The sequence below is a fragment of the Halobacteriovoraceae bacterium genome (genome assembly GCA_020635115.1).
Taxonomy (GTDB): Bacteria; Bdellovibrionota; Bacteriovoracia; order Bacteriovoracales; family Bacteriovoracaceae; genus JACKAK01.
This window is the reverse complement of sequence record JACKAK010000004.1, coordinates 181,026-196,482: the sequence shown is the minus strand read 5'-3', so window position 1 is coordinate 196,482 and position 15,457 is coordinate 181,026. Positions and strand designations below refer to the sequence as shown.

Sequence of the window (15,457 nt, the reverse complement as noted above, 5' to 3'; positions counted from 1 at the left end):
AATGAAGTTTGTAATTTTAACAATCGCCTTAGCTCTATCTTCTGCATCTTTTGCAGGAATAAAAGACAAAAAGGCAAAAAAAATGGCCACTGAAACTGCAACGAGTGAAGTTTCAAAATTCCAAGAAGTATGTGGAGCTAGTGGTGTAACACTAAACATTGATTTCAAAAACTGGGAATCAAAGTATGACTACAAAAAACTCGGAAATGATAAGAGCAAAGTAATTGGTTGGGTTGGATCTTTGGCCAAAGAAGTTTTGGATAAAATGTGGAGACTTTGTAAAAAAGATGCTGACTACAAAGCTGAAATTGCAAAAATTAAAACAATCAAAGTTTCCGGTCTAGATAGCCAAGATGAAAAGTATTCAAAATTCAAAATTGCTGATGGTGGAAAAACTTTTATCATGGAACTAGTTGCAGGTGCTTTTAAAGATTCATACCTTGATAGCAATATCAAGAAGGCCTGGGATTAATTAATATAAATAATTGTCTCATTTAGGGAGGTATAGTCCTCCCTTATTTTTTAAGGATTAAAAAGTGAAAAATATTCTATTTGTTGTTTCAGTATTCTTTGCATTGTCAGGACTTACATCAGAGCTTGTTTACACTTTGGCAGACCTCCAAAAACTTTATAAAGATAAATCTTATAAGGAAGGTTTGGCCCACATGAAAGATATTGCTCCAACTAATAGAGATAAGCAATGGACAGACTTACTTCAAAATTTAGCAACAGGATATTTATCATCTCTAAAAAACGGAAAGACCAATTATAAGGCCATGGTTTTTATGGATCAAATCTTAGATGATCATCCTTCTCTTTCAAATGCAAAAGAATTCATGCGAATGAGGGCAGAATTAGGTCTAGAGATTTACCAAGTCTGTTTTCAATACAACGATTTTGAATGTTATAAAGAATTTATAAGTTTTGTAAGACGTGATTCATCTAACTTTGATATAAAATATAAAATAGCAAAAGAAGTTCGTAAAAGAATGTCTGATGCTAAATCTATCCCATTTTTTGCAGAGGCCTTAAAAGGTCAGAATAAGGAATATTGTAAAGATGAAGATTTGAAACTTGCACTCAAGGCCGGTTTAAGTAAAGATACCAATACTGAAGAGGCCAAGTCTGCTCAAGAAGTTGCCTTTGGGGAGTGTTTTCAAGAACTCATCAGCTCAATAAAAGAGGCCATCAAAGAAAGTGACAATGCAAAAAAATTGGCCTGTAAAACAATGATCAAAAAGAATGCATTGAGTGGAATTGCAAAAAAGAAGTGTCAGAACTTTTAGTTATTTTTTATTTTCAAAACTTATACCCAATTTTTTTAAAGCAATTGCTTTCGACTCTTCTAGTTTTTCCAACCTTTCTCTGTGTAGAAACTCAAGGAAAGATTTTCTGGCATTATACATTGACTCTATAAAATCCACCTGAAATTTCTCAAGTTCCTTAAAACAAACTTTCCTTTCGGCCCTATTAAGTTTCCTTCTTCCTTGGGCCAGTAGATCTGGAGAATTTGTAACAGCAACAGAAAATTCACCGTTACATACTCTTTTTTTGAACTCAATGTATTTAGTAATTTTTGTTCTGGCCTCTTCAACAACATTTGTATAATTTTTGGGATCGATGGAGTTTAATTCTAATATACTTTGTTTTAGTTGCAAGGGAGCATTTTCGGCTTCAATAATTTCATCTTGAGCATAAATAACACTTATCAAGAAAAAAAAGATTTTTAACATTTGAGTCCTTTTATAATTTTTTCAATATAGTATTTCTCATTATGTATATCATCAAAGACAAAAGTAACTTGAAGAGTTTTTAATTTACTTTTAGATCCTTTGATTAACTCTATATTCGATGTAGCTAGGATTTTTTTTATTTTTTTCACCAGTTCTATATTTGCTTTTCCCTCAATAGGTTGACTCCTCAATGTGAAAATTATTTCATCATCTTTATTTATAATTTCCTCTCTTTTACAACCTGGTTTCACCTTCAAGGAAATATTCATCATCAATTCTGTACTATCATGAGAAACCACAATTAAATTGGAAAATTTCTCTCTCATAAAATTTAGTAAATTGTCACTCAAAACAGTTTCTCCAATCCTTACCTAAAAGTTTTTTTAATTCAAAAACTAAATCATCCAACGGAAGTCCTACAACGTTTGAGTAAGATCCATTTACTCTTGAAACAAAAAGTAGTCCTGGCCCTTGAATGCCATAGGCCCCTGCTTTATCAAATCCATCTTTTGTGCTTATGTATAAATCCATAATTTCAGAAGTTATTTCTCTAAATGTTACTTCTGATTCAATAGCAAATGTATGCATTATTTGTTTTTTTTCCTTGAAAAAAAATGAAACTGCCGTAATTACTTTGTGAGTTTTACCCGACAGTTCATTTAATATTCTTCTCGCATCTTCTTCATCTTTAGGTTTTCCAAATATCTTGTCTCCCAAGCACACAATAGTATCTGAAGAAATTACAAAATAATCTTCATTATCTAAACTTTGATAGATTGCTCTACCTTTTTGCTCTGACAGATCTTTTACAACCTTTAAGGGTACACACTCAAAACTGTGCTCCTCAATATTTGGAGGTCTAATTTCAAATTTAATTCCAAGATGTTCTAAAAGCTCTTTTCGTCGTGGACTTTGTGAAGCCAGAATTGGCCTATATTTTCTATTTTGCATGCATTAACTTCCAAAAGAGCTTTTTAGTACTGTTTAAAACCTCTCGTTCAGAAAAGGTCTCAAGATCACTCTCTTGGTAGTTACTATATCTTCCCATCGCCCTCTTGTAAAAATTTGCATCGTATACAGTTGCGCGTAGCTTCTCTCCGTTTGCTTTTGCAAATTGAATATATTGGGCCATGAGCCTTAAATGGTTTGTCTCTAATCTCCTTGTGTATTCTTTTAAAAATGCAACCCTTTGATCTAGCTCCGAACGTTTTTCCTCACTCTCTGTCGAGAATGGGGCCCACAATTGGTAACCCTTTTTACTTGAAAGCAACTCAGGATCAACGTTTTCGTCAAATAATTCCTTCGAATATTTTTTAAGCCAAATCTCTCTGGCCATTAATATTGTGGGAATTCTTCTTGTTAAAAATTCACCCGTCCGAAATCTGCGCTCATCTAGATCTAATTGAGAAGCTGATCTCCCCCTCTGGTCTATTTCATACCAGTACCCATTTTTCATTTGTGTTTCATTCTTGTTTTCAAAACCTCTGAACAAAAACTTATAGCTTGAAGTGTCTACATTCTCTTTAGTTTTGGCGTAAAAAGGCACACGATTTTTAATATAAGACTTACCGCCAAACAAACTAATTACTTCTAATCTAGGATTTTTGGCCATCATTGTTCCATTAGGCATAATCAGAAAAACATATGTTGGTTTATTTTTTGTAAACTCATTATTACCATGAATCATTTCATTGAGGCGTTTGTAATGATATTTATACCGATCTTTATTTGCATAAATATCGTAAAGCAATTCATTTCCGATAGGAATCTCTTCTATTCTTTCATTTGCTTCTAAAAGTGGTAGTGGCAAAAATACCACATCTGTTTCCCTGATATTTTCCACATCATGCTCAAACCCATCTCTACTTAGCCAGTACACATTTCCAAAATTCACACGGGCATGAAAAAAGAATTCTTTACGAGTAAGAATGACTTCTCTGAGTGAAAATGAGGTATTTGCTGACAATCTCACCATAGAACCATCAATTAAAAAAATCCAAGCATAACTATCTTCTTCCGTAATAAGATCATCCCCTTCATAAAGTTTTGTTCTGGCCCTCCCATTAAATTCCGCACCACTTTGAGCAACAATACATTGCCCAACGCAATGAAGTATTCTACCAACAAGTTCTTTTTGAGTTGCATCTCGTAAGTTTTCTCGCCAGGCAGCATTTGATTCTTTCAACTTGAGCCTCTTTTGCCATACTTTAGCACTCAACCATTTGTCTGGTTCAAGTTCTTTCCAATCAATAAGACTTGTTCTTCTGAGATATTCATAAGACTGAGCAAAAGAATTTGTACAAAAAGTTAAAATAATTAAATAGATACAAAATTTCATATCTACTTATCGGAATACTCGATTTGATCTTATTACTAGAATCCCCTACTGGAACTTTTTGCACTTTCATTGCTCTGTTCAATTGAACTTTCTTCTGCTAAAAATGCTCAGCGTGCAAACAAAAACGTGTATATATTTTCTGTCCAAAGAAGGGGTTTTATAGTGACTAACCAAGAGTCTCAATCTCAAGAACAATTTTCATTTGTCAACTCAGAGCATAATGTTCTTAAGTTTTGGGAAGAATCCCAAATTTTTAAAAAAAGCTTAGAAAAAACAAAAGGAAAAAAACCATATATTTTCTACGATGGGCCTCCATTTGCTACAGGTCTTCCTCACCATGGCCACCTCGTTGGTTCTATTCTAAAGGACATTGTCCCCAGATACTTTACAATGAAAGGTCGATATGTAGAGAGACGTTTTGGTTGGGACTGCCATGGCCTACCCATTGAACACGAAATAGATAAAAAACTTGGCATGTCAGCTCAAGATGCAGTCAAAAAACTGGGAGTCGCAGGTTATAATAATGAATGTCGTGGTATTGTCTCTCGTTATACTACTGAATGGCGCAAAACAATTGGACGTATTGGCCGGTGGGTTGATTTTGACAACGACTATAAAACCATGGACAAAAGTTTTATGGAGTCAGTATGGTGGGTATTCAAACAATTATGGGACAAAGATTTGATCTATCAGGGCACAAAGGTTATGCCATTTTCCACTGCCCTTGGTACGGCCCTTTCAAACTTTGAGGCCGGGCAAAATTATCAAGACGTTCAAGATCCTGCTGTCACAGTTTTATTTAAAATGGCCGATGAAAATGCTTATATGGCCGCCTGGACAACAACTCCCTGGACCCTTCCTTCAAATCTTGGGTTGTGTGTGGGACCAGACATTGATTACGTTAAAGTTAAAGACAAAGAAATTAATAAAGAAATCTATATTGCAGAAACTCGGTTAGAAGCTTATGCAAAAAAACGTGATTTAGAAGTACTTGCACAATACAAGGGTGCAGATCTTAAGGGGCGAAAATATGAACCTCTTTATCCATTTTTTGCCAAATTCGGGCATGAAGGGGCATTTCAAGTATTTGCAGACGACTATGTATCGACTGACAATGGAACAGGAATTGTTCACACGGCTCCTTCTTTCGGAGAAGATGATAATCGAGTGATGAGACAAGCAAATATTCACCTCATGGCCTGTCCTATTGATGACAATGGACGATTTACAGATGAAGTTCCTGACTTTCAGGGCCAATACGTAAAAGATGCTGATAAAAATATTATTAAAGACCTTAAAAACAGAGGAATTTTATTCGAGCAATCTGTTATTGTTCATAGTTATCCCTATTGTTACCGATCAGATACTCCTCTTATTTACAAAGCGATTCCTTCTTGGTTTGTTAAAGTTGAGGCCATTAAGGAACGCTTAATTGAATCTAACGAACAAATTAATTGGGTCCCTGGCCATATTAAAAATGGACGCTTTGGTAAGTGGCTTGAAAACGCAAGAGATTGGTCAATTTCAAGAAATAGAATTTGGGGAACACCACTTCCGATATGGATTAATGAAAAAACAGGAAAAAGAATTTGTATTGGCTCAATTGAAGAATTAACAAAATATACTGGATTAGAAGTCAATGACCTACACAGAGAGTTTGTTGATAAACTTACATTTTCTATACCGGGAGAGACCGGTGAATACATTCGAATTAGTGATGTTTTAGACTGTTGGTTTGAATCAGGATCAATGCCCTATGCCCAGTTACATTATCCTTTTGAAAATAAAAAAATGTTTGAAGAAGGTTTTCCCGCTGAATTCATTGCTGAAGGTTTAGATCAAACAAGAGGTTGGTTCTATACATTAACAATATTGGCAACAGCACTCTTTGGCCGTCCTGCCTTTAAAAACGTTATCGTCAACGGAATTGTTTCTGCTGAAGATGGTAGAAAAATGTCAAAGCGTCTCAAAAATTACACTGCACCAGATGAATTAATGGAAGAGTATGGTGCAGATGCCCTGAGATTATATTTAATTAACTCTGGATTAGTTCGTGCTGAAGAGCAACGATTTGCTGATTCAGGTGTGAAAGATATGGTTAGACGTGCACTACTTCCATGGTTTAATTCTTTCAAGTTTTTCCAAACGTATGCAACAGTAGATGGCTGGAGGGCCAACGAACATTTTAAATTTGGTGAAAACATTTTTGACCGTTGGATTATTTCAAATTTACAAACTTTAAAAGACACTATTTCTACAGAAATGGAGGCCTATCGTCTTTATAATGTAGTACCAGCACTCTTTACATTTATAGAAGATCTTACAAATTGGTATATAAGATTAAATCGAGCTCGTTTTTGGGATAAAGGATTAAGTGAAGACAAATGCTTTGCATACACTACTCTTTACAGTGCTCTAAAAGAGCTCTGCACTGTTATGGCACCATTTGCTCCGTTTATGTCAGAGTACATTTTTCAAGAATTAAAGTCCTTTGGTCAACAAGGTCTTTGCGAATCTGTTCACCTTGAAAATTATCCCGTTGCAGATCATTTTCTCATGGATCCTATGCTTGAAGATGCAGTCGGAAGAATGCAACAAATCATTTTGCTCGGCCGTCAAAAAAGAAATAAAGAGCAGATAAAGGTTAAAACTCCACTTTCACGTTTAACCATCATTCATAAAGATCAGGCGATCCTTGATGAAATTAAAAAGCTAGAAAACTATATCCGAACAGAACTTAATATTAAAAATATTGTGTATTCTTCAGATGAAGATCAATTTATCAAGCTCTACTCGAAGCCAAATAATCCTGTTTTAGGAAAAAGATTTGGAAAAAGTTTTGGAAAGTATAGAAATAGTATATTGAATCTAACTGGTGATGAATTAGGAAAATTTGAAGAATTGGGTGAAATTACAATTGAAAATGAAATCTTCTCTGAAGATGATATTCTTGTTTTTAGAGAGGCCAAAGAAGGTACTCAGGCCCTTTCAAATCGATTCATATCTATCGACATTGATATAAACCTTACCGCAGAACTCATTCAAGAAGGACTGGCCAGAGAGGTTGTAAATAGAATTCAAAAAACGAGAAAAGATAAAGACTTCAATGTTGCAGATCGGATTTCAGTTAACTACACAGGGGATCAGGAGATTGTAAATGCAATCGTGAAACATTCTGAGTATATCAGTAAAGAGACTCTATCTGATAAACTCTCCGAAGATAGCAATCTAGCTGAGTTTGAAGAATTTAGTATTGATGGACAAAGTTTGAAGTTAGCTATTAAAAAGAATTAATCATCAAAATCTTCAGGAAAATCAAAATCGGCAGCTCTCATTAACTTTGAAAATAATTTCTTAGCTTCTTCTTGCGCTGTTGTTTTTGGTTTTCTACCAATAAGTTCATAAAACCTTGTAAATTGCGAAACTGTTCCATCCAAATTCTCAGCTGTATATTCAAAATCTGCCAAATCAAAAAGTGAATCTGCTCTTTGGCCTTCCTTTAATTCAATCATAGGTGCATCGAAGTCACCCCAATATGCCTTTTTCCTACTTTTTGAAAAGAATATTTGCCTGTCGTCAAGAGACATTCTATCCATTCTCTGACCAAATTCCTCAAAGTATTTGATTTCTTTTTCTAAGCTAAAAATTGTTTCTTCGTTATCTAAAATTGAAGAGAGATCACCTTTTGGAAAATTAACAACATCCGGAATATATTCCATAATAATAGCTATTTCATAATGAACTTCGGGATTAAAGTGCCCATGAAAATTGAATTTTTTATTTAACAACTCTTCACGACTTAACAATCCGTAGACTTTTGGAGCAAGCCCAAAGTTAGCAAAAAACTGACTTGTTAATGCACCTTCAACAATCTGTGCGATTTTTGAACTTTCCAATACGTGATAACCTTTCAAAATAACTTTTTTACCATCTTTTAATTGTCCTAAGAAAATATCTGCAGATGCTCCATCACTATCTGTAAATAATTTGAAATCATTTTCAAATTCCATAACAGAACCCTTTGAGAAAAGCATTTCTGAATGATTTGGATTATAAATATAGTCCTTATAACCTGCTAAAACGTTTTGAAGGATGTTATCCCTTAGAAGCTCTTCTCTTTCGAAAGGAGGCCGGTGTGAATCCTCGAGTAATAACAGAATTTGGCACTTACTAGTGCTGGCATATAGACTAAATGTGAACAAAAAAAGATACAAAAATTTCATCAAGGCTTTTAGCATAAAATTGAAATAATCCCAGGCCTTTATCCCATTAGTGTGAAGTTTTTTTAAAAAAAACAACAAAATTTGGCGTTTTGAAATTTATTGATATTTTACGTCTACTTAATTTTCTCCTGATTTAAAGGTGTTGGAACTGGGCCTGAAATGAACTTCATCTTAATTTAAAATGCTTTTTGCCCGATAATAAATATCTAGTATTTATTTTGAAAAGGATGCCCTATGAAAACAGATCTCTCTGTTGGACAGATTACAGTTATTGAATCCAAACATGAAAGGATAAGACCCTTTAAATATCACTTTGAAGAATTATCTTCTAATATAGATGTTTCTAAAACGCTTATGAGCGAATTTGAGGAATTAAACCTGAAACGCAAAGAAAAGGAACTCCTAACAAGACGACATAGGAAAGTATTGGCCAGTTTTAAAAATCTGTCTTCACAGACACTAGTAATGAATGCAAAAGAGTTTTCACATTTTTTAAGAACGCTTAAAGACGATAAAATTGTTGTTAAAGCTGATGGAATAGGTACTTTCATTTGCCTCACGGCCATTTTATTAGGAATTATTCCAAAAGAATTAGAGATTGAATTTATTTTATCTGAAACACCGATAAAACTTTTTCCTGATAATTTATGTTCTAATAATAATCAATCTAGCTCGCACAAGATAACACTTAAAATTCCTCATAATAGTTGGATATACCCCTTTGATACGCTCTATAGCGGCGGGAAAAAATTGGGACTGAAATACTTCAAAACTGTTGCAGGGCACTAGCATTTCTTATTTATTTACACGTTGACTTTAGAAGAGGCATAATGATCAGATGAAATTGGTCATTTTATTCTTATTTTCACTACAATGTTTTGCGTATTCTTATTTTTATTTTGATAAATCTAAAGTATCTATCGATGAAAGAACATATAGGAAATATATAGTTCCTCAACTTAAAAGTATCACTGTAGAGTTTTATCATATTCTTAGTAAAATGAATGAAAACAACTTAAAAGTTGTAAACGTAAAAAATAGAATTACTGAGCTTAACTCTGATTGGCAAAAATGGAGAAAAAGCTGTTTTCGCCCAGGGCCAGATTGCAATATAGAGTTACCTAAATTTTATGACCGAATTAAAGAATCTGATCAAAATATCAGCTCTCTATTAAAAAAAGGTCAAGCACTTGATCTTGAAGATTACACAAAATTTGATGTATACCTAAATTATTTGAAACAATTGGACTTGGTTGCTAACAACTCATTTAATATTGTACACAAATTTGAGCAAGTTCTTATACATACAGATGAAACCTACCTCCCCTATCCAGATATCATTAATGAAATATCCACTGATTTACACAATTTAAAAATTGAAACGGAGATCCTACTTTTTACAATCTTTGAGAAAAACGAGGCCGACAATTTTTACTTTGTTTGGAATAGTTTTATAAAAAAAATAGAATCTTATATCCTTCATGAAAATGACCCCAATGTTTTAATTGAACTTCTTGAGTACATGAATATGTCTTGGAATACTTTTCACATGGAATTAGTTAAAGGTGACTTAAAAATCCCTAAAAAACTAAATGTTACCTTTCAAGTCATGCATAATAGATGGAACTCGATTTTAAAAATTATCCTAAAAAGCAAGTAAAAGTTACTTGGTCTCCATTCAATAAAATAAACTTCAATCCAATTCAGACGCTAAAAGTATAGAGGAGTTGACATGCTTTGGATTGAGTTCAATTGATCGTCACAAATATGATAAATCCTTCATTGTATTTCCTAATATTTAATTACTTTTATGTAATAATCTTCTCCTCAATTAATAATATATGTTAGTTAACAAACTATATCGGAGGTATTATGAAAATATTGAAATTTGCTATTCTATTTATTCTAAGTTTTCAGGCCTTGTCTATTGAATCAGTTCTTGAATATAGGCCACTTGGAAAAATTATTGGAGAAGTTGTAGAAGACGAACAAACACATTTGGGCATAAGTATCATGTCTGATCAAAGACCAAATACAGTTGAAGTTAACATTTATTTGAATGGTAAAAAGGACTATAGATATAGACATATTTTTTTCTATCTAGATATTGAGTCTTATAATAACTTATTTAACAGCGAATTGTCAGTTAGTGGCCAATATGAAATGGATAGTGATTTTTTAATTAAGTATAGAGGTAATGGAACATACGATAACAGAACAATTATTTTTGAAACTCAATTTTTTGATGATGATGAGATGATTGCGAGCAAGGAAATCTCGACGATTGTTCTTCATGATTTAAAAGCAGATATTTCTATTGAGGCCTATAGACGACGAGTATTTCTTGGGTTCGTTGGATCTTTAAGATCAGTTGCAAAAACAAAGGCCTTTGACATGGATGTAGATAGAAGCGGAATATTCTTTTATGGAGGTAATAAAAACCAAATTATTGGCAAAACTGCAATATATGAAAATATAATTGCTGCAGGCAAAGACAACTCTTATAAGTCTTTAAAAAGGCTTTGTGAAAAAAATTTCGAATAGCTCAAAAATATAATAAGGGGATGCTTAAAAACCACGAGCTTGCCCGAGCAAACAGTGATCTAGGTTTTTATGAGTTGAGAAGACAATTGAAATACAAATCAGCTCTTAACGACAATGTCCTTTTTGTGGCGGACAGATTTTATCCAAACTCAAAAAAGTGTGGCCAATGTGGCAAGATCAAGAATGACATGAAGCTTAAAGACAGAAGGTATAAGTGCATCCACTATGGATTGGATATTGACAGAGATTTAAAGGCGGCAATAACTTAGAAAGTTTTGTTAATCATAGAATACGGGGTGCTGCCTCGGAATTTACGCCTATGGAGATGACTGCAATTGAACTTTGGAAACTATCTAAAGATAAAACCAGCATCGATAAAGTAGGAAATGAACACCAGAATTACATGAGTAGTTTTGGTTAGGTTTCATTCAGCGGATATAGAGCTTAGGTTTTGAGAGCGAACTCGAAAAATCTTAGAAGCCCCCACTAAAAGACGCATCAGCGGCTTAGCGGTTGAATGTTTCAGCAAGTTAACTCGAATACGCCAACTAAAGTTGTGACTATTTTTTGAGGATTTATTAGAAATTCATATGAAGACCATGAAGAGAATGAAGTGAAATTTTCAGGGCCAATAATATTTGATAGGATTATTTTAGGAGATTTCAACAAAAAGTAAAATAACTCCAGAAAAAAAGAGGGCCTAATCTTAGGCCCTCAATGTAATTAGAACTTTGTACGTCCTCTTACAATTTTTGAATTTGTTTTTCTTCTTCTCTTTTCGGCCGCTTCCAGCTTCTCTTTGAGACGAACAGAAGGTTTTTTGTACTCTTGTCTTTTTCTGTATTCTTTAACAACACCGAAAGACTCGCACATTCTCTTGAATCTTTTTAAAGATCTCTCAACACCAATTCTATCATCAATTACAATTGATAACGCATTAAAATCACGATAATTCATCACATTCACCTCCCTCATCTTAGCATTATAACCAACCACTGCTGGGAAAATAGATTTTGCACACATTATGTTGTATTGAGGTATTCGTCAATATCTTACTGGAAGGCCACCCCATGCAAACAAACTTATTTGATGAACCTCATTCTACAAAATCACCCGTTTTACACCCACTGGCATACAGAATGAGACCTCAAAGCTTCTCACAATTCTATGGGCATGATTCAATTTTAAAAAGATTTCCAATGCTACGTGATAAAAATCCACCAAGTTTTATTGTTTGGGGACCTCCTGGAACAGGCAAAACAACACTGGCCCATCTCGTTGCAAAAAATGCTAATTTTAATTTTTACCCATTCAATGCAGTGCTTGGAGGAGTCAATGATTTAAAAAAAATTATTGCAAATGCAATTGAAATGAAATCTATTAATGGAAGACCTTCTCTTTTATTTGTTGATGAAATCCATCGTTTCAATAAAGCACAACAAGATGCGCTACTCCCCTATGTTGAAGAAGGTTGTTTCACCCTTGTCGGAGCGACAACTGAAAACCCAAGAAGTTCTGTAAATAAGGCCCTATTATCAAGACTTCATATTATTGAGCTCAAACCTTTAAAAGAAAAAGATATTCTTAGTATTTTAGAGAGGGCCAAAGAAGATAATAATATTAATTGTTCAATTGAGAATCTGCAATTTATTGCAAGTAGATGCCATGGAGACACACGTAAAGCCTTAAATTACCTAGCTGAAATTGAAAAGAATCCAAATATAACTGAAACAGGGCTTAGAAAACTTATTTTAGAAAACGCTAGAGAATATGATAGAAACCAAAATCGACATTATGATGTGGTATCGGCCTTCATTAAAAGCATGAGAGGATCTGACCCGGATTCTTCGATCTTATGGCTTGCTGTTATGATAGATGGTGGAGAAGATCCAGTTTTTATAGCTAGAAGGCTAGTTATTTTTGCTAGTGAGGATATCGGAAACGCTAACCCAATGGCCTTAAATTTGGCCGTTTCTACGCTTTTGGCAGTTCAGAACATAGGTATGCCTGAGGCCAGAATAAATTTGTCCCAAACGGTTATCTTCTTGGCCTGTTCTCCCAAAAGTAATTCTGCCTATTTAGCAATTAATAAGGCACTAGAGTTTGTCAAGAACAACGCTACCCTTGAAGTTCCGGAGCATCTCAAAAACTTTCCCGATAAAAATCATCCCATTAAATACAAGTATCCTCATTCTTATCCTAAAAATTACACAGAGCAACACTATTCAGATCCGAGAACCCCTCAATTTTACGAACCCTCTGAGCAAGGCGAAGAAAATTTACTTAAAAGACATATTGAGAATCTGACAAAAGTTTGAAATCATTCTAGACTTTTTTTATTGACATAACCACTCGGGAATTAGATATTCGTTCTTCTGTAGGGTGCTTGGACACTTTCTGGGCCGTGCTTGGGATAAGCTGTTGTATATTATATAACGTGTATTCCGGTAAGGGTTACTTTTTTACATGCCCTGGCCTAAAAGCTTGATGCAGAATTTGAGAAGTGCTATTCCTAGAAGGACTAAAAGCTTTACGAAAAAATGTTTTGGACTAATCAAGGAGTTAACAAATGAAAATCGTAAGAAAAGTATTATCTGTTGCTGCCGTTGCTGCCTTATTGTCAACGTCTGCATTCGCATTTAAACTTCCAGCTGTCAAAGTTGAAGAAGTTACAGCATCACCTAAGATGCAAAAAACTCTTAGTGAGTTAACTGGAAAAGAAATTACAAGGTTTACTTCAGAAGCTAAAATAGCTGAGGCCCTTAAAGAAGTTGAAACAATGAGCGAAAACTATCAAGCTGATTGGTTTACTACTGTAGAAGAATCAAGAAAAGCTGAGAAATCAGTTATTGCTTCTATGAAAGTAGCTAAAGGTGCTTCAAGATCAGCAAAAGATTTTGGTAAGGCCCTTATCGTTCGTTTAGGGGATTCAGTTAAGCCTGTTGTTGAACAGATTTTTGCTGGTTCAGCTGCTTATGTAAAAGCAAATAAACAAGCACTTGTTGGTGCTGGAGCTTTTGAGTGTGTACACAAATTTACAAGCCTTCAAGCTGTTAGAAATATGGCCGATAAAGTTGCAGCAATGCTTCAGACAACTGAGCCAGCTGTTGCGACTGCAAATGGTATTGCTTACCACAGTGACGTTCTAAAGAGTGAAACTCCTAAAGAAGATCACGAAGCTACTGTTAAACAGTGTAAAATCACTAAAATTTAGTCCTTGATTAGCTAAGTCTAATTAAAAAATAAATGCGCATGAAGGGAGGATTTTAATCCTCCCTTTTTTTTGTATCTTCATAAATATTTAAACACCTAAGGTAATATTTTCAATCTAAATCATTTCTCCAAAAAGCAATGTTAAAATATAAGAGAAATAAACCTGTACAAGAGAGAAATATAATGGGGCCTAGAAGTATTCTTTCAATCATCATCATAATGGCACTAATGAGTGCTTGTGACAGTAAAAATAAAACAACTTCTGAAAACGAACTGCTCCAACCCGAACAACAAGTCGTACAAGAAATAAACAAGATAAATGATATCAAGGAAGAAAAACAAGCAGATAAGTTCGTACTCTCTTTTGACGTCATTCATTATGTATATGAGGAAGGAGAACTTGTTGATAAGTGCTTGACTGATAATAAAGGACTTACTGTTGACCTTGATACACTAAAAGAAAAAAAGGAAATGATTTTATGTGATAGCAAAACTGTTGTTTTTAAAGTTATTTTTGACGGAACATTACTTGAACTGATCGTACATGACAAAAATTTAAATCTCACACAACAAGAAATCATTGAGCGGTATCACGGCAAGTTAATAACAAATGTTACTGTCAGTGACTTGGGAACAGTTCGCTTTAATTTTGATAGCAATATTAGAGGCAGTGCTCATATTCATCTTACAAAAGTGTTAAAATCAACCCTAGATGAATTTACAGAAAAATATATTGATTTAAAAAATGAGTACTTGGAACTCGTTACTCAGGAAATTTTGGAAGAGGAAAATGTAATAATCACTGATCCAAATACTCATGAAAATGCAAACGATATTCGCAAAGAGATTTACGATACATTGATAAGTATTCAAAATATTTGAGATTTCTCAATCGTTTATTTTGTGGGCCAAAGTGACATAAAAACAATTAGCGGAATACATTTAAATAGACAAGCATAAGAATTTAAGACAATAGATAATTTGAGTGGTGCTTTAAGAAATTGGAACATATTGATCAGAAAGTAGGTCATCTTCATATCAGATCGACCACCTATGAGTGTAATTTCCAAAGCGGGCACCTTTTAGTCGTTCTTCGAACATAAAATATCTCTTATTTGTTTTTATAAACTTAAAAACAAGCATTAATAGAAGAAAAAACAAATTTTTTGTACTAGATGTTACGACCAAAATTTCAAGGATTTGCACTGAATACCAGATCTCAATTCGTAATGGTCGCACATAACTCTAAAAATCCCATATTGGAAGAAGGTATCCTCTAAAAGATATACAAAATGGTCACGGTATCCAAATATACTTAGAATGGTTACTTAGCTTGCACTAAGAGTGGGAAAATAACATGTGACAATTATGATATAATAAAATGCTTTGTAATGACTTGCAATCTA

At 33.9% G+C, this 15,457-nt stretch carries 16 protein-coding genes; 10 read left to right on the top strand and 6 right to left on the bottom strand.

Annotation, left to right across the window (positions count from 1 at the left end; translation table 11 throughout):
- The first annotated feature begins 1 nt into the window (after position 1).
- Positions 2–472, top strand: coding sequence for a hypothetical protein (locus tag H6622_07395; GenBank protein ID MCB9061329.1), 471 nt, complete (start codon positions 2–4; stop codon positions 470–472).
- A 64-nt stretch (positions 473–536) separates the two neighbouring features.
- Positions 537–1,286 carry a hypothetical protein gene (locus tag H6622_07390; GenBank protein MCB9061328.1) on the top strand — a complete coding sequence of 250 codons (750 nt, stop codon included), beginning with the start codon at positions 537–539 and terminating at the stop codon, positions 1,284–1,286.
- On the opposite strand, the gene H6622_07385 is transcribed toward H6622_07390, so the two are convergent.
- From H6622_07385 to H6622_07370, 4 genes are read right to left on the bottom strand one after another with little or no spacing between them, the layout of a single operon-like run.
- A complete protein-coding gene (locus H6622_07385; GenBank protein MCB9061327.1) occupies positions 1,287–1,712 on the bottom strand; it encodes a hypothetical protein in 426 nt (141 codons plus the stop codon).
- A 14-nt stretch (positions 1,713–1,726) separates the two neighbouring features.
- On the bottom strand, positions 1,727–2,083 hold the full coding sequence (locus tag H6622_07380; protein MCB9061326.1) for a DUF167 domain-containing protein: 357 nt from the start codon (positions 2,081–2,083) through the stop codon (positions 1,727–1,729).
- Positions 2,076–2,684, bottom strand: a complete 609-nt coding sequence (gene maf / locus H6622_07375; protein MCB9061325.1) for a septum formation protein Maf — start codon at positions 2,682–2,684, stop codon at positions 2,076–2,078. The genes H6622_07380 and maf overlap by 8 nt, the downstream gene beginning before the upstream one ends.
- Entirely contained in the window at positions 2,674–4,071 is a 1,398-nt protein-coding gene (locus tag H6622_07370) for a hypothetical protein (GenBank protein MCB9061324.1), read from the bottom strand. Before H6622_07370 ends, maf begins: the two co-directional genes overlap by 11 nt.
- A gap of 162 nt (positions 4,072–4,233) precedes the next feature.
- Here H6622_07370 and H6622_07365 point away from each other — a divergent pair, with 162 nt between their 5' ends.
- Positions 4,234–7,365, top strand: coding sequence for an isoleucine--tRNA ligase (locus H6622_07365; protein ID MCB9061323.1), 3,132 nt, complete (start codon positions 4,234–4,236; stop codon positions 7,363–7,365).
- On the opposite strand, the gene H6622_07360 is transcribed toward H6622_07365, so the two are convergent.
- Positions 7,362–8,294: a hypothetical protein gene (locus H6622_07360; GenBank protein ID MCB9061322.1), complete on the bottom strand. Its 933-nt coding sequence runs from the start codon at positions 8,292–8,294 to the stop codon at positions 7,362–7,364. The two genes, H6622_07365 and H6622_07360, sit on opposite strands and share 4 nt — an antisense overlap.
- 234 nt (positions 8,295–8,528) lie before the next feature.
- Here H6622_07360 and H6622_07355 point away from each other — a divergent pair, with 234 nt between their 5' ends.
- From H6622_07355 to H6622_07340, 4 genes are all read left to right on the top strand, one after another.
- Complete coding sequence (locus tag H6622_07355; GenBank protein ID MCB9061321.1) at positions 8,529–9,083, top strand: hypothetical protein; 555 nt, start codon at positions 8,529–8,531, stop codon at positions 9,081–9,083.
- A 49-nt stretch (positions 9,084–9,132) separates the two neighbouring features.
- Positions 9,133–9,954 (top strand): hypothetical protein, encoded by an 822-nt coding sequence (locus tag H6622_07350; protein MCB9061320.1) that lies wholly within the window; start codon positions 9,133–9,135, stop codon positions 9,952–9,954.
- 212 nt (positions 9,955–10,166) lie between these two features.
- Positions 10,167–10,838, top strand: coding sequence for a hypothetical protein (locus tag H6622_07345; protein MCB9061319.1), 672 nt, complete (start codon positions 10,167–10,169; stop codon positions 10,836–10,838).
- 20 nt (positions 10,839–10,858) lie between these two features.
- Positions 10,859–11,107 carry a transposase gene (locus H6622_07340; protein ID MCB9061318.1) on the top strand — a complete coding sequence of 83 codons (249 nt, stop codon included), beginning with the start codon at positions 10,859–10,861 and terminating at the stop codon, positions 11,105–11,107.
- A 454-nt stretch (positions 11,108–11,561) separates the two neighbouring features.
- Here H6622_07340 and rpsU read toward each other — a convergent pair whose 3' ends face one another.
- Entirely contained in the window at positions 11,562–11,795 is a 234-nt protein-coding gene (gene rpsU / locus H6622_07335; GenBank protein ID MCB9061317.1) for a 30S ribosomal protein S21, read from the bottom strand.
- 113 nt (positions 11,796–11,908) lie between these two features.
- Between rpsU and H6622_07330 the strand changes: the two genes are divergently transcribed.
- From H6622_07330 to H6622_07320, 3 genes are all read left to right on the top strand, one after another.
- The gene (locus H6622_07330) at positions 11,909–13,156 is read left to right on the top strand and encodes a replication-associated recombination protein A (protein MCB9061316.1); all 1,248 of its coding nucleotides are present in this window, start codon (positions 11,909–11,911) and stop codon (positions 13,154–13,156) included.
- 251 nt (positions 13,157–13,407) lie between these two features.
- Positions 13,408–14,052 (top strand): hypothetical protein, encoded by a 645-nt coding sequence (locus H6622_07325; protein ID MCB9061315.1) that lies wholly within the window; start codon positions 13,408–13,410, stop codon positions 14,050–14,052.
- A gap of 137 nt (positions 14,053–14,189) precedes the next feature.
- Positions 14,190–14,933 (top strand): hypothetical protein, encoded by a 744-nt coding sequence (locus H6622_07320; GenBank protein ID MCB9061314.1) that lies wholly within the window; start codon positions 14,190–14,192, stop codon positions 14,931–14,933.
- Positions 14,934–15,457 lie beyond the last annotated feature (524 nt).

Excerpts from the sequence above, each read along its gene's own strand:
- H6622_07395 (MCB9061329.1), top strand. The coding sequence starts at position 2 with ATGAAGTTTGTAATTTTAACAATCGCCTTAGCTCTATCTTCTGCATCT.
- maf (MCB9061325.1), bottom strand. The coding sequence starts at position 2,684 with ATGCAAAATAGAAAATATAGGCCAATTCTGGCTTCACAAAGTCCACGA.
- H6622_07370 (MCB9061324.1), bottom strand. The coding sequence starts at position 4,071 with ATGAAATTTTGTATCTATTTAATTATTTTAACTTTTTGTACAAATTCT.
- H6622_07360 (MCB9061322.1), bottom strand. The coding sequence starts at position 8,294 with ATGAAATTTTTGTATCTTTTTTTGTTCACATTTAGTCTATATGCCAGC.
- H6622_07355 (MCB9061321.1), top strand. The coding sequence starts at position 8,529 with ATGAAAACAGATCTCTCTGTTGGACAGATTACAGTTATTGAATCCAAA.
- H6622_07350 (MCB9061320.1), top strand. The coding sequence starts at position 9,133 with ATGAAATTGGTCATTTTATTCTTATTTTCACTACAATGTTTTGCGTAT.
- H6622_07345 (MCB9061319.1), top strand. The coding sequence starts at position 10,167 with ATGAAAATATTGAAATTTGCTATTCTATTTATTCTAAGTTTTCAGGCC.
- H6622_07340 (MCB9061318.1), top strand. The coding sequence starts at position 10,859 with ATGCTTAAAAACCACGAGCTTGCCCGAGCAAACAGTGATCTAGGTTTT.
- rpsU (MCB9061317.1), bottom strand. The coding sequence starts at position 11,795 with ATGAATTATCGTGATTTTAATGCGTTATCAATTGTAATTGATGATAGA.
- H6622_07330 (MCB9061316.1), top strand. The coding sequence starts at position 11,909 with ATGCAAACAAACTTATTTGATGAACCTCATTCTACAAAATCACCCGTT.
- H6622_07325 (MCB9061315.1), top strand. The coding sequence starts at position 13,408 with ATGAAAATCGTAAGAAAAGTATTATCTGTTGCTGCCGTTGCTGCCTTA.
- H6622_07320 (MCB9061314.1), top strand. The coding sequence starts at position 14,190 with ATGTTAAAATATAAGAGAAATAAACCTGTACAAGAGAGAAATATAATG.